We start from the raw sequence: 12652 nt of genomic DNA, 5'->3' as shown, positions 1-12652 counted from the left end.
TCTGTGCCCTACCCTAGTCCTGTGGTCGGTGGTTGTTGAAGAAGTATTCAGCACGCTGATTGTCAGCCATGCATGGAACCCAATGTGGGAGGGAGCAAGCCCTCTCCCACACGTCGATTGCATTCACATCGCTATTACCGGACGCCCTCGGACCGCAACGCCGCCGGGGTGTAATCCGCCGCCTTGGCCGCAAAGCCGAACACGAAACTGCTCTTCTCCTCGTTCTTCATGCCCAGGGCGATGTAGCGCCCGGCGATGATGTCGTACAGGGTTTCCACGGTGTAGGCCGGCACCTGGTGGTCGTAGTAGAACTGCGCATGGCCTTCGGCGACGCGCCACAGTTGACCACGGCCGTCGTAGTGGTCCACCAGTGCGACTTGCCAACTGTCTTCGTCGATATACATGTGGCGCTTGGCATAGATGTGCCGCTCGCTCGGCTTGACCGTGCCGACCACTTCCCACACCCGGTGCAGTTCGTAGCGTGTGAGGTCCTGGTTGATATGCCCGGCCTTGATGATGTCGTCGTATTTGAGGGTCGGCGAATCGAGCTTGTAGCTGTTGTAGGGGATGTACATCTCTTTTTTGCCGACCAGCTTCCAGTCATAACGGTCGGGAGCGCCGGAGAACATATCGAAGTTGTCGGTGGTGCGCAGGCCGTCGGAGGCCGTGCCCGGGCCGTCATACGACACTTGCGGCGCACGCCGCACCCGCCGCTGGCCGGCGTTGTAGATCCAGGCCAGGCGCGGCTCTTTCACTTGGTCGAGGGTTTCGTGCACCAGCAGCACGTTGCCCGCCAGGCGTGCCGGCGCGGTCACCGATTGCTTGAAGAAGCTCAGTACGTTGGCCGCCTTGGCCGGGTCGATATCAGGGATGGCCTGGGGCACCGCCACTTCTTCCTCGAAGCGGATCGGCGTATAGCTGCCGTTGGTCTGCGGGGTGGCCTGGGTGATGATGCGCCGCAGATTACCGCCGTGGTAACGGGTGATGTGGTTCCACAACACTTCCACGCCGTTCTTGGGAATCGGGAACGCGTAGTAACGGTTGCCGGTGAAGTTCTCCAGGCCGTTGCCGTCGTTGATGGTGTGCACGTTCAGCGCACTGCGCTTGATCGACTCGTAGATGTCCGGTGGCAGGTTGACCGTGCGGTGACTCGGGTATACCGGGATCTTGTAGGTCTCGGGGTAGCGCTTGAACATCGCCACCTGGCCTTCGGAGAGCTTGTCCTTGTACTTATCCACGGTCGCCGCGGTGATCACGAACAGAGGTTTTTCACTGGCGAACGGGTCGGCCAGGAAGCCCTTGCTGTCCACCGCTCCGGCATTTTTCGGGATGCCGCCGGTCCACGCCGGGATCGAGCCATCGGCGTTGCCGGCTTTCTCCGCGCCGACCGGGGTCAGGGTCGTGCCCAGCTTGGCGGCTTCTTCGGGCGATACCGCCGCCATCACGTTGGCGGCCAATACACTCAGCGCCATCACTGCAAATAGCTTACGCATAGGTTCTTGTCCTTCCTTAAAACCAGATCAGAAGTTCACGCCGAAGCTGAGGGCGATAAAGTCGCGGTCGGTCAGGGTGTTGTAGTCACCGCCAAAGAAGTCGGTGTAGCTGAGGCTGGCGGTGTAGGTGTTGCGATAGTCCGCATCCACCCCGACGCTGATCGCCTTGGCGCCTTCGTTGAAAATACCGTTGGGGCCGTAGCCACTGACGTCATGCGACCAGGACAGGTTGGGCTTGAGGTTCACCCCGGCAAACACGTTGTTGTAATCGAGGATCGCCCTGGCGCGGTAACCCCAGGAATTGGCGGTGACGAAACCGTCGGTATCGCCTTGGAACCCATAGGCACCGAACACCGAGTCGCGGCCGTAGCGCAGTTTGGTTTTGGCTTCCAGACCGCCGACGTGCACGAACGCCGCCTCGCCCACCAAGGTCAGGCGTTCGGCGCCCAGTACCTGGTCGAAGAATTGGGTCATGGTGCTTTGGATCTGGGTGATTTCCTTGCGGCGATAACCTGAGTTGTCGGAGCCGAACGAGCTGCGGATCGGCGACGCGGTGTTACCGGCAATCGGGTTGACCAGGGCCAGGGTCAGGTCGGTGGTGTTGAGCTGCACCGGAGCATTGGGACGGTAGCTGATCTCTCCGGTCCAGGCCGTGCCGGTGGGCAAGGTGGTGGAGAAGCTGGCGCCATACAGGCGGATGTCTTCGGGATAGTCGAGGTAATACTGGCCGCGACCGAGCATGGTGCTCTGGGCCAGCCCCGCGCCGGTGCCGGGTGCAATGGCGTTGGCGGCGTTGGCGATACGCCCGATGGTGGCCAGGCTGGTGTTGGCGGTGAGGGTTCCCACGGTGGGCGTGCGGCTGTGGTAGTTCATGAAGTACAGGCCGTATTCCGTGTCATCCCCCAGCCAGCGCAAGGCCGCACCGAACTGGCCGCCATCCCGCGCCTCACGGTCTTTGGCACGCTGCACCACCACGCCTTCGCGGGTGACCTGGAAACCCTGGCCGAATGCCGCCGCCACCGGTTGCAACGGCGCGATCGCCGGGCTGCCGACGGTGTAATTGTTGTTGCAGCCATGGGCGACCACATCGTTGCCGAAGAAGGTGCCGCAGTTATCCACCACGGTATTTTCCCAGTTCAACTGGTAGAAACCTTCCACCGACAGCTGATTGGTCAGGCTCTGGGAGGCGAACAGCATGTTGACCGGGATCAGCCCTTCCTTGATTTCAGCGCCCGGCCGGCGGAAGGCCGAGACGTCGATGGGGTTGATGCTGTTGATCGAGTTACCGATAAACGTACTCTCGCCCCAGCTCACCACCTGTTTACCCACGCGTACAGCGCCTGGCAGGTCGCCGATGGAATAGTTGTGATACACGAACGCATCGAGCAGCTCGTAGCCGGAAGAACGCGCGCCTTCGTCGCGGTGGTTATTGCTGATCTGTTTGAATTCGCGGTTTTCGTCTTGCAGCTCGAAGTCGTACCAGTACTTGCCGCGCACGAACACGCCGCTGTCGCCGTACTTGAGCTCCAGGTCGTGAATGCCCTTGAAGATCTTGGAGAAGGTTTCGCCCTTCTTGAAGTTCAGCCGCCCGTCATCCCCGGTGGATGCCTGCCCCGTGCCGCCGTTGGGAACCCCAACCAGCTTCTTGTCGGCATCGCGCATGCCCCAGCTGGCGCCGACCGACAGCGAAGAATCGAATTGCCCTTCGATCTCGCCGATATTGAACGAAACAGCCTGGGCCTGGGCGCAGCAGCCCAGTGCCACCGCTGCAGCGAGCGCCTGTGGCGTGAAGATGGCGCGCATTGTTGTTTTTGTCATGCGTCTTCCCCGGTGAGTGACAGAAGGCTCCACCCTACTGCCGCCCGCCAAGGGGGATAAGCGCACCAAGGAGGTATTCGCGTTGTCGCTCGAAAGGATGAACAGGCGCTCTGGCCGGGCTGCGTACAGGGCCATGGATTGGATAGATGACGGGTTATCAGAGGGATGGATGGCCTATGGACGACTGTTGCCAATCTGGTAACAGTCCTTGTCCCGAACCGCTATTACTCATTTCGTTACAACGGACTATTCTTACCGGGCTTTCAGGGCAAACAGCCCGCTCCCAGCTTCGGGAGACAAGCCTGATTTCAACGGATTGGCTAATACATTCAATCTGTTACCGGTGTTCACCGACGTTGATTTATCGCTCCTTGATCCAACGTCTTACTTTGGCCGCTGCTTTTGCAGCGGCCTTTTTTATGCCTGCAATAAAACGGGGCGCTATGAGCGCCCCGTTGGATTGAGTGTTTTTCAAACAACGATCAGAGGCTGAATTTCTGCAAGTTGGCCATCATCTCCTTCAATGCCTCGATATTGTCCTTGGGGTGTACGGCGCCCTCAAAGTCGCAAATCTGCGCCCAGTGCGCCGCCACATCATCCGGCGAGAAGCCGGCTTCGGGATCAAAACCCACTCCCAGGCTGCGCTCCCAGCGGGTTTTGCCGATCCAACCGCCCCCCACTTCGAACAACCCGGAGGTTTCCTGGCAGGCCTCGCTGCCCAGGTACACCACCAGCGGGCTGACCAGTTCCGGCTTGAGGCGTTCGAACACCTGCGGCGGGATCAGCCCTTCGGTCATACGGGTGCCGCCGGTGGGGGCGATGGCGTTGACCAGGATGTTGTTCTTGCGCCCTTCCAGCGCCAGCGTGCGGGTCAAGCCATACAAACCGAGCTTGGCCATGCCGTAGTTGGACTGGCCGAAGTTGCCGTAGATGCCTGAAGTCGAGGCGGTGAAGATCACCCGACCATAGCCTTGTTCACGCATATGCGGCCAGGCTGCGCGGGTGACTTTATAGGCACCTTCGACATGCACTCGGTAAACCAGGTCCCAATCGCTGTCGTCCATTTTGTGGAAGGTCTTGTCGCGCAGGATGCCGGCGTTGTTCACCACCACGTCGATGCGACCGAAGGCGTCGAGGGCGTTCTGAACGATCTTGTCACCCTCGGTGACGGAGTCATGGTTGGCTTCGGCAATGCCGCCCGCCGCACGGATTTCAGCCACCACCCGGTCAGCCGCCGAGGCATTGGCGCCTTCGCCCTGGGTCGAGCCACCCAGGTCGTTGACCAACACTTTGGCCCCATGTGCGGCGAACAGCAGCGCATGGGCCCGGCCCAATCCGCCACCGGCGCCGGTGACGATCACGACCTTATCCTGGAACTGCACTGACTCACTCATACCGAACTCCGCTGGCGACAATGGGAATGGCCTTAGTGTCAGGCACGCAGCCTCTGGTCACAATAAAGTCAGCCGAGGCTGAATGGTGCGCGATAAGGCAGCGGGATGATTACGCCGCTCAGGAACAGGCCGCACGTGACTCAGACGAGCCAATGCGCTCGCGAAACGCCAAATAGTGTTTGAGCACCTGCACGGGGGCTTCGATCTGCGGGTAATGGCCGATCTTCGCCAGCAGCACCGTATCGGCGTGGGGCACCAACTGCTGATAACGCGCCACCATATGGGCACCGGAGATCGGGTCGACTTCGCCGTCGATCACCCTCAGGGGCACCGCGTCACGTTGCATCGCGCCCACCCAGCGCTCACGCAGGCGGCGGCGCTGTGGGATGTAAGCGATCAGTTTGTGCAGGATGCGCGGGCCGTCGTTGCAATTGAGCAGGCTCCAGAAATCATCCAGCACGCTTTCACTGGGCCGAGTGTGCGGGCCAAAAATCTGATTGAAACTGTTGGCCATCGCATTGCGCCCAAAGGTGCGGCCGATCATCCAGCCGAGCGGGCTCAGCAACAATTTCTGCACCAAGGCCGCCCGATGGGTTTCCGGAAACAGCCCACCATTGAGGAACACACAACTGGCCATCTGAAACCGGCCTTCGTAATGGCGCGCGAGCAATTCCTGGGCGACGCTGTCGCCATAGTCATGGGCCAGTACATGCACGGGTCGCTCTATTCCAAGGTGTGCGAGCAACGCCTGCTGCAAATCCGCCTGTTCCAACAAGCAATAGTCGTGGTCCAGCGGTTTGGCCGAGTCGCCAAACCCGAGCATGTCGCAGGCGATCACCAGGTTGCGCTGGGCCAGGGGCTGCCACAGGTAATGCCAGTCCCAGCTCCCCGTGGGGAAGCCATGGATCATCAAGAGCGGCTCGCCCTGCCCCGCCACCCAGTAACGCACCGGGTAGCCACGGAAGACGAACTCCTGGCTACGTTTGCGCCAGGCTCTGAGCGGGATTTCGGCAAGAGGCATCAGCTTTTATACCCAGGATCCTGCAGGTCTAATTTACGCAACAGCGCCGGCCACGCCAGTGCACCTCCCATACCCTGGGCGCTCTTTGTGACAGCCGCCACCATCGCCTTGGCCCCGGCAAGGATTTGCGGCTCGATGGCAATCAATTCGGCGCTGCCGTTTTGCGCCAGTACCTGGATATCGCAGGCACGCTGGAAGGTGAACATCATCAGGAAGGTGTCGGCAATGGTACTGCCACAGGTGAGCAACCCATGGTTGTGCAGCATCAGAAAGTTGTTTTCACCCAGGTCGGCCTGCAGGCGGGCCTTTTCCTCGTGGTTCAGCGCCACGCCTTCATAGGCGTGATAGGCCAGGCTCGACAGCACGAACAAGGATTGCTGGCTGATGGGCAGCACGCCTTGCTTCTGCGCAGAGACGGCAACACCTGCAGCGGTGTGGGTGTGCAGCACGCAGACCACGTCGTGGCGCACTTCATGGATGGCACTGTGGATGGTGTAGCCCGCCGGGTTGATCTCGTAGGGGCTGTCCATCCGCTTGTTGCCGGCCTGATCGACCTTGACCAGGCTCGAAGCGGTGATTTCGTGGAACATCAACCCATACGGGTTGATCAGGAAGTCATCGGTGCCCGGCACCTTGGCCGAAATATGAGTGAAGATCAGGTCATCCCAACCATGCGACGCCACCAGGCGATAGCAGGCCGCCAAGTCGACGCGGGTCTGCCATTCGGCAGCGCAGACCTGATCTTTGACATTCTGTGACGTTTGAATGGGAGCTAGGCTCACGGCAACGACCTCCTTGGCGCACTTCTTATTATTTTTTGAGTGAAGGGCCAGTCTAGCCAGACGTCGTGGCACACGGAGTTGCCTTGCCAGCCAGCTTGATGACTGAACGAGTCAGCCATGAGAATAGTACAAGTCGTGTCAGAGAAACGCCGCCAATAAAGGCGCGGCGGGCGTCATCGACCTGGCTGGCGTTGTGGCAGGCGTTGGCGGTCAACCGCGCAGAGCGGTGACCAACTCGGCCAGCCACGGTTCGGCGTCGGCTTCGGGGGTCACGCTTTCGCTGGCGTCCAGGCGCAGCATCGGCAGGACCTCGCGTACGCCCAGCTCAGCGAACAGCTCACGCATTTGCTCGCCACCGCCGCAGAACGTGTCGCCATAACTGGCGTCGCCCAGGCCGATCACGGCTCCGGGCAGGCCGCGCCAGGCGGCGGGCAGTTGGTCGCGAATGCTCGAATACAGAGGTTGCAGGTTGTCGGGCAGCTCACCCATGCCAGTGGTGGAGGTCACCGCCAGAAACGCTTCGGGGGCAAATGCCTGCACGTCGGCCAGGGTGGCGCGAGGGTTATGCCAGGCTTCAAAACCGGCCGCGTTGAGGATGCCGACGGCGTGGCGGGCGACTTCTTCAGCCGTGCCGTAGACCGAGCCGGAAAGGATGGCGACTTTCATCAATCTGATCCTGTAGTTGAGCGAAAACGTGGGATATTAGCAGCTGACACAAATTTTTCAGCTTACCCCGTCTAACATTCAAGACTTGCCATAAACTCCAAGTTCCAAAACAAGCCCTGGACCGCTCGATGATTAACGCCAAGCTGATGCAAATGGTCGTCAATGCTTCCAACGACGGTATCGTCGTCGCCGAACGCGAAGGCAAGGATAAACCGCTGATCTACGTCAACCCGGCGTTTGAGCGCCTGACCGGCTACGCGCTGGACGATATCCTGTATCAGGATTGCCGATTCCTGCAGTCGGGTGACCGCGACCAACCCGCCCTGATGGCCATTCGCGAAACCCTCGACAACGGCGGTGCCTGTCGGGAAATCCTGCGTAACTACCGCAAGGACGGCAGCCATTTCTGGAACGAGCTGTCGCTTTCGACGGTGTACAACGAGGCCGACGGGCAGACGTATTTCGTCGGCGTACAAAAAGACGTCACTACCCAGGTCAAAGCCCAGCAGCGTGTGGCGCAGCTGGAAGCGCAGGTGGCCGAGCTTAAAGGCGAACTGGCGGCACTCAAGACGACAAGCGGATTTAACAAACTGTAAAAAATGCAGTCTTTAGAGCGATAATGGCCTTTTAATGCTCCCTCATTGAGCTACATCAATGCACCGCGATGCTCTATTGACGCAGGACGAACTGGACTTCATCCAAGACATGCAACATAACCCGCAGCTCAACCTGCGGGATGCCGGGTCGAGCCTGACTGTCAACGGTGGTGCACAGATCCGCGATTTGCTCACACGGCTGGCCGCTCACGACCACGTCACCATCCAGGCGCAGTTCGACAACCAACAGCTCACCTTTCCCCTGCAATTGGTTGAAGACGAGTTTCACGCGGTGCATCTGCGCCTCGGTGTGCCGAGCATTTTCGAAGACGGGCCGATGGTTCGTCCTTGGCGCCTGGCCCTGGAAGCACCGGTGCCGCTGGAAAATGTGCGCGGCAACCCGGGTGCGCTCTGGGTGCATGAGGTGTCGTTCAAGGGTGTGCTGGTGGAGTTTCGTGGCCGGGCCAAACCGCCGAAAACCTTTTCCCTGTGGTTCAGCCCGTCAGGTTACGAACGCATTGCCTTGCGTGGCACGCTGGAGCGGGAAACCGCCCGGGGCTTGTTCGCCTACCGCCTGAACCAGAGTAACGCGGATGAAATCGAGCGCTTGCGCCAGTTCATCCTGCATCAGCATCGACTGGTCCACCCCCACGTACATGCCTGAGTTCAGGTATCCAGCTGCCCGTTGAGAAACTGCCGTAAACGGCGCTGCATCAGGCGCCCTTCATTGCCCAGGCATCCGATGGAGGAGCCTGCGAGGTCGTCTTCGGCCAGTTCCGAGGCCGCACCGGCAAGAAACAGCGGGCAATCCATCGTCAACGCCAAGCGGTTCAAACGCCTGTGCAGGTCATGATTGGGTGAGTGGTTGGAGAAGACCACCAGCGCGCAGGGCTGGGTCTTTTCACAGACCAGTGTCAACTCATCAAAAGGCTGGCCCATCCCCAGCACCTTGACGGCCAAATCGTCACGACTGATCAGCAATGCCGCGACCAGTAACTCCAATTCACGACATTCGCCGGGAATCGCGGCCATCACCACACGCGGCGCCGGGGAAGTACATGCCAAGTGCAGGCGCTGCGCGACCTGCGCGCAGAGGAAGGCATCGTAGAACAGCCACTCGCTGGCCTGGCCGAATTGGCTTCGATGGCGCGACAGCTCCTCCCAGAGCGGCATCAGAATGTTCTGAAACGCCACACTGAGGGGGTAAGTGCCCGCAATCTGCCCATACAGCCGCTCCAGCATACGATCATCGAAAGCGCTGACGGCTTGCCTCAGGCGTGCCTGCCATTGCGGCCATTCAGCGTCTTCGACCGTGTCCTGCTCGGAACGCACGACTGTTGCCTGCTGATCGTCGCGGGCGAGGATCTTGCCGACCTTGCTCACCGCCACGCCCCGTCCTATCCAATCGAGAATGCGATGGACGGTTTCAATATCGGACTTGGAGTAGAGACGATGCCCGCTTTCGGTGCGTGTGGGCTGAATCAGGCCATAACGGCGTTCCCATGCGCGCAACGTAACCGGGTTGACGCCTGTCAGTCTCGAGACTTCACGAATCGGAAACAGCTGATCGGAATCAGCCGGATCTTGATGCGAAGTACTATCTAACGGAGCAGTAATCACGGGCATTTTGAGCCAAAACCAACGGTAACCGGGCGCTCATTTAACGCCTTTAGATCTGTCTTTTTCAAGGTCTGCGCGCTTTAGACCAATGTCATTGGCGTATTTTTCTAAAACAGGAATAATCCTTGCCTGTTTTTTCCACGTAGCTGCAGTACCCCGCAGCTTCGTTCGTGCGCCACCTACCCGGTTCCGCGCACCCGTCTATTTGGAGATACACAATGTCTACCTCCCCCGTCACCTTGATGGTTGCGCGTCGCGTGGCCAAAGGACGCTACGAAGAGTTGATGGCCTGGCTGCGCGAAGGCGAGCAATTGGCCACCGACTTTCCCGGCTACCTGGGTTCCGGTGTACTGGCGCCGCCCCCCAACGATGATGAATTTCAGATCATATTCCGCTTCGCCGACGAAAAAACCCTGCATGCCTGGGAGTTCTCGGCTTCGCGCAGTGCCTGGCTGAGCCGCGGCAGCGAGTTGTTCGCCAACCCATCCGAGCACCGGGTACGCGGCATCGATGGCTGGTTCGGCGCCGTGGGCGCACGCCCTCCCCGCTGGAAACAGGCGGTGGCGATCTGGCTGGCATTTTTCCCGGTTTCACTGCTGTTCAACTTCGGCCTTGGGCCACTGCTCAGCGAGCTGGACCTGCTCTCCCGTGTGCTGGTCAGCACAGCGGCACTGACGCCGTTGATGGTGTACTTCTTTATCCCGCTGTCGACCCACCTGCTGGCGAATTGGCTACATCCCACGCCGCCGCGCAAGGTCACCGAAGCCCCCGCGTGAGTACAGGGGGGCCGGTCGCTGGTATAGTTCCAGCCTGCCAGCGATTTGAGCCCCCCAATGACTGCAACCAACGCCCCGATCCTGATCACCGGTGCCGGCCAGCGCGTAGGCCTGCACTGCGCCGAGCGGTTGCTGGATGACGGTCATGCGGTGATCTTCAGCTACCGCAGCGAACGCCAAGGCGTCGACACTTTGCGCGAGCGTGGCGCCATCGGCCTGTTTGCCGACTTTTCCAGCGAAGTCGGGATTCTCGCGTTTATCGCACAATTGAAGACTCACACCGACAGCCTGCGTGCAATCATCCACAACGCCTCGGCGTGGGTCGCGGAAACGCCGGGCGACGAAACCCGCGCGTTCCATGACATGTTCAGCGTGCACATGCTTGCGCCCTACCTGATCAACCTGCATTGTTCTGCTTTGCTGCAGCGCTCGACACCTGCCGATATCGTGCATATCAGTGATGATGTGGTGCGCAAGGGCAGCCGCCAGCACATCGCCTACTGCGCCACCAAGGCCGGGCTCGACAGCCTCACGCTGTCGTTTGCCGCACAGTTTGCGCCGCTGATCAAGGTCAACGGCATCGCCCCGGCGATGGTGATGTTCAACGAGGACGACGACGCGGCCTACCGCGCCAAGGTCCTGGCCAAGTCCGCTCTGGGCATCGAACCCGGGCCGCAGGTGATCTACCAGAGCGTGCGTTACCTGCTGGACAACCCGTATGTCACCGGTACCACCCTGACCGTCAACGGCGGGCGGCATATCAAGTAAGCCGTTTGTGAGGATGTCGTATGACCTTATCCCTGCCCCACCACTACCGCGAGATCCTCAAGGGCCTGGGCGAAGACCCGCAGCGCGAAGGCTTGCTCGACACGCCCAAGCGAGCCGCCAAGGCCATGCAATACTTGTGTCACGGCTACGAACAGAACCTGGACGAGATCGTCAATGGCGCGCTGTTTGCGTCCGATAATGACGAGATGGTGATCCTCAAGGACATCGAGTTGTATTCACTCTGCGAGCACCACTTGCTGCCCTTTATCGGCAAGGCCCATGTGGCCTATATTCCGACCGGCAAGGTGCTCGGCCTGTCGAAGCTGGCGCGCATTGTCGACATGTATGCGCGGCGCCTGCAGATCCAGAAAAACCTCACGCGGCAAATCGCCGACGCGATCCAGCAGGTCACCCAGGCCGCCGGCGTGGCGGTGGTCATCGAAGCCAGGCACATGTGCATGATGATGCGCGGCGTGGAGAAACAGAACTCAACCATGAACACCTCGGTGATGCTCGGCGCGTTCCGCGAGTCGAACACCACCCGCATGGAGTTCCTGCAACTGATTGGACGGAGCAAGTAGCAATGCCACAACTTCAACCAGGCATGGCGCGCATCCGGGTCAAGGACCTGTGCCTGCGCACGTTTATCGGCATCAACGAGGACGAAATCCTCAACAAGCAGGATGTGCTGATCAACCTGACGATCCTGTATGCCGCCCAGGAAGCGGTGCGCGACAACGATATCGACCACGCGCTGAACTACCGCACCATCACCAAGGCCATCATTGCCCACGTCGAAGGCAATCGCTTCGCCTTGCTGGAGCGCCTGACTCAGGAACTGCTGGACCTGGTGATGAGTAACGAATCGGTGCTGTACGCCGAAGTCGAAGTGGACAAGCCTCATGCGCTGCGCTTTGCCGAATCGGTGTCGATAACGTTAGCTGCAAGCCGTTAGCGACAAGCGACCAGCAAAGGCCAACCCATTACAACTTACAGCTTGAAGCTTGAAGCTTGAAGCTGTCTCAAAGAGATCCCCCATGACCGATCAACAACGCCTCGAACTCGAAGCCGCTGCCTTTCGCCGTTTGGTGGCACATCTGGACAGCCGCAAGGATGTGCAGAACATCGACCTGATGAACCTCGCCGGCTTCTGCCGTAACTGCCTGTCCAAGTGGTACAAGGCCGAGGCTGACGAGCGCCAGATCGAGCTGAGCCTCGATGACGCACGTGAAGTGGTGTACGGCATGCCGTACGCCGAGTGGAAAGCCCAATACCAGAAAGAAGCCAGCGCCGACCAACAGGCGGCGTTCGCCAAAGGAAAAACCCATGACTGATTTGAACACCCTGCGTGCCAGCCTCAAGAGCGGCGAACATGTCTTTGCCGACACCCTAGCGTTTGTCGCCGCCGGTTATGACTACCAGCCGCAAGCATTCACCAACGGCAGCGTGGAAAACGCCGCGGGGCAGAACGAAGGGTCGTGCAAGACCTTGGGCCTGGCATTGCTGGAAGGCCTGAGCGACCAGGAGGCATTGCTGGCGTTTGGTGAGCATTACCGTTCGGTGTTGGCGACGCCTGAGGGCAGCGACCACGGTAATATCCGTGCGTTGATCGCCAATGGCTTGGCCGGTGTGAAGTTCAGCGCACAGCCCCTGACTCGCCGCTCCTGAGTCAGGCATAAAGCAAAATGTGGGAGGGGCGTTGCGCCCCTCCCACATTG

General features: G+C 60.0%; 15 protein-coding genes. 8 read left to right on the top strand and 7 right to left on the bottom strand.

Annotated elements, in window-relative coordinates:
* Positions 1-134 precede the first annotated feature (134 nt).
* The 6 genes from M5B97_RS11820 to M5B97_RS11795 form a co-directional block, all read right to left on the bottom strand.
* Entirely contained in the window at positions 135-1493 is a 1359-nt protein-coding gene (locus M5B97_RS11820; protein WP_123715949.1) for a DUF1329 domain-containing protein, read from the bottom strand.
* Between the two features lie 27 nt (positions 1494-1520).
* Positions 1521-3296 carry a DUF1302 domain-containing protein gene (locus M5B97_RS11815; protein WP_134660273.1) on the bottom strand — a complete coding sequence of 592 codons (1776 nt, stop codon included), beginning with the start codon at positions 3294-3296 and terminating at the stop codon, positions 1521-1523.
* A gap of 497 nt (positions 3297-3793) precedes the next feature.
* Entirely contained in the window at positions 3794-4705 is a 912-nt protein-coding gene (locus M5B97_RS11810; RefSeq protein WP_123715947.1) for an SDR family oxidoreductase, read from the bottom strand.
* 118 nt (positions 4706-4823) lie between these two features.
* Positions 4824-5726 carry an alpha/beta hydrolase gene (locus tag M5B97_RS11805; protein ID WP_134660230.1) on the bottom strand — a complete coding sequence of 301 codons (903 nt, stop codon included), beginning with the start codon at positions 5724-5726 and terminating at the stop codon, positions 4824-4826.
* Positions 5726-6508 carry a class II aldolase/adducin family protein gene (locus M5B97_RS11800; protein WP_248731557.1) on the bottom strand — a complete coding sequence of 261 codons (783 nt, stop codon included), beginning with the start codon at positions 6506-6508 and terminating at the stop codon, positions 5726-5728. The genes M5B97_RS11805 and M5B97_RS11800 overlap by 1 nt, the downstream gene beginning before the upstream one ends.
* Before the next feature lie 210 nt (positions 6509-6718).
* Complete coding sequence (locus M5B97_RS11795) at positions 6719-7174, bottom strand: flavodoxin (RefSeq protein WP_134660231.1); 456 nt, start codon at positions 7172-7174, stop codon at positions 6719-6721.
* A 128-nt stretch (positions 7175-7302) separates the two neighbouring features.
* Between M5B97_RS11795 and M5B97_RS11790 the strand changes: the two genes are divergently transcribed.
* The gene (locus tag M5B97_RS11790; protein ID WP_123715943.1) at positions 7303-7770 is read left to right on the top strand and encodes a PAS domain-containing protein; all 468 of its coding nucleotides are present in this window, start codon (positions 7303-7305) and stop codon (positions 7768-7770) included.
* A gap of 58 nt (positions 7771-7828) precedes the next feature.
* Positions 7829-8434, top strand: coding sequence for a hypothetical protein (locus M5B97_RS11785; protein WP_134660232.1), 606 nt, complete (start codon positions 7829-7831; stop codon positions 8432-8434).
* 2 nt (positions 8435-8436) lie between these two features.
* Here the strand turns inward: M5B97_RS11785 and M5B97_RS11780 are convergent, their stop codons facing one another.
* Entirely contained in the window at positions 8437-9396 is a 960-nt protein-coding gene (locus M5B97_RS11780) for a MerR family transcriptional regulator (protein ID WP_248731556.1), read from the bottom strand.
* Between the two features lie 212 nt (positions 9397-9608).
* On the opposite strand from M5B97_RS11780, the gene M5B97_RS11775 reads away from it, so the two are divergent.
* The 6 genes from M5B97_RS11775 (at position 9609) to M5B97_RS11750 (ending at position 12602) form a co-directional block, all read left to right on the top strand.
* A complete protein-coding gene (locus tag M5B97_RS11775; protein WP_248731555.1) occupies positions 9609-10166 on the top strand; it encodes an antibiotic biosynthesis monooxygenase in 558 nt (185 codons plus the stop codon).
* A 57-nt stretch (positions 10167-10223) separates the two neighbouring features.
* Positions 10224-10934 carry a dihydromonapterin reductase gene (gene folM / locus M5B97_RS11770; protein ID WP_248731554.1) on the top strand — a complete coding sequence of 237 codons (711 nt, stop codon included), beginning with the start codon at positions 10224-10226 and terminating at the stop codon, positions 10932-10934.
* Between the two features lie 20 nt (positions 10935-10954).
* On the top strand, positions 10955-11515 hold the full coding sequence (gene folE / locus M5B97_RS11765; protein ID WP_248731553.1) for a GTP cyclohydrolase I FolE: 561 nt from the start codon (positions 10955-10957) through the stop codon (positions 11513-11515).
* 2 nt (positions 11516-11517) lie between these two features.
* Entirely contained in the window at positions 11518-11889 is a 372-nt protein-coding gene (gene folX / locus M5B97_RS11760) for a dihydroneopterin triphosphate 2'-epimerase (RefSeq protein ID WP_003194073.1), read from the top strand.
* A gap of 82 nt (positions 11890-11971) precedes the next feature.
* Positions 11972-12268: a DUF1244 domain-containing protein gene (locus M5B97_RS11755; protein ID WP_123715937.1), complete on the top strand. Its 297-nt coding sequence runs from the start codon at positions 11972-11974 to the stop codon at positions 12266-12268.
* Positions 12261-12602 carry a HopJ type III effector protein gene (locus tag M5B97_RS11750; protein WP_248731552.1) on the top strand — a complete coding sequence of 114 codons (342 nt, stop codon included), beginning with the start codon at positions 12261-12263 and terminating at the stop codon, positions 12600-12602. Before M5B97_RS11755 ends, M5B97_RS11750 begins: the two co-directional genes overlap by 8 nt.
* Positions 12603-12652: the final 50 nt, after the last annotated feature.

Origin of the sequence: Pseudomonas sp. MWU13-2517, assembly GCF_023242545.1 — a bacterium.
Taxonomy (GTDB): Bacteria; Pseudomonadota; Gammaproteobacteria; order Pseudomonadales; family Pseudomonadaceae; genus Aquipseudomonas.
This window is presented reverse-complemented; position numbering and strand designations above follow the sequence as displayed.

Excerpts from the sequence above, each read along its gene's own strand:
- folX (WP_003194073.1), top strand. The coding sequence starts at position 11,518 with ATGCCACAACTTCAACCAGGCATGGCGCGCATCCGGGTCAAGGACCTG.
- M5B97_RS11805 (WP_134660230.1), bottom strand. The coding sequence starts at position 5,726 with ATGCCTCTTGCCGAAATCCCGCTCAGAGCCTGGCGCAAACGTAGCCAG.
- M5B97_RS11815 (WP_134660273.1), bottom strand. The coding sequence starts at position 3,296 with ATGCGCGCCATCTTCACGCCACAGGCGCTCGCTGCAGCGGTGGCACTG.
- folM (WP_248731554.1), top strand. The coding sequence starts at position 10,224 with ATGACTGCAACCAACGCCCCGATCCTGATCACCGGTGCCGGCCAGCGC.
- M5B97_RS11775 (WP_248731555.1), top strand. The coding sequence starts at position 9,609 with ATGTCTACCTCCCCCGTCACCTTGATGGTTGCGCGTCGCGTGGCCAAA.
- M5B97_RS11785 (WP_134660232.1), top strand. The coding sequence starts at position 7,829 with ATGCACCGCGATGCTCTATTGACGCAGGACGAACTGGACTTCATCCAA.
- M5B97_RS11780 (WP_248731556.1), bottom strand. The coding sequence starts at position 9,396 with ATGCCCGTGATTACTGCTCCGTTAGATAGTACTTCGCATCAAGATCCG.
- M5B97_RS11820 (WP_123715949.1), bottom strand. The coding sequence starts at position 1,493 with ATGCGTAAGCTATTTGCAGTGATGGCGCTGAGTGTATTGGCCGCCAAC.
- folE (WP_248731553.1), top strand. The coding sequence starts at position 10,955 with ATGACCTTATCCCTGCCCCACCACTACCGCGAGATCCTCAAGGGCCTG.
- M5B97_RS11790 (WP_123715943.1), top strand. The coding sequence starts at position 7,303 with ATGATTAACGCCAAGCTGATGCAAATGGTCGTCAATGCTTCCAACGAC.
- M5B97_RS11810 (WP_123715947.1), bottom strand. The coding sequence starts at position 4,705 with ATGAGTGAGTCAGTGCAGTTCCAGGATAAGGTCGTGATCGTCACCGGC.
- M5B97_RS11755 (WP_123715937.1), top strand. The coding sequence starts at position 11,972 with ATGACCGATCAACAACGCCTCGAACTCGAAGCCGCTGCCTTTCGCCGT.
- M5B97_RS11795 (WP_134660231.1), bottom strand. The coding sequence starts at position 7,174 with ATGAAAGTCGCCATCCTTTCCGGCTCGGTCTACGGCACGGCTGAAGAA.
- M5B97_RS11750 (WP_248731552.1), top strand. The coding sequence starts at position 12,261 with ATGACTGATTTGAACACCCTGCGTGCCAGCCTCAAGAGCGGCGAACAT.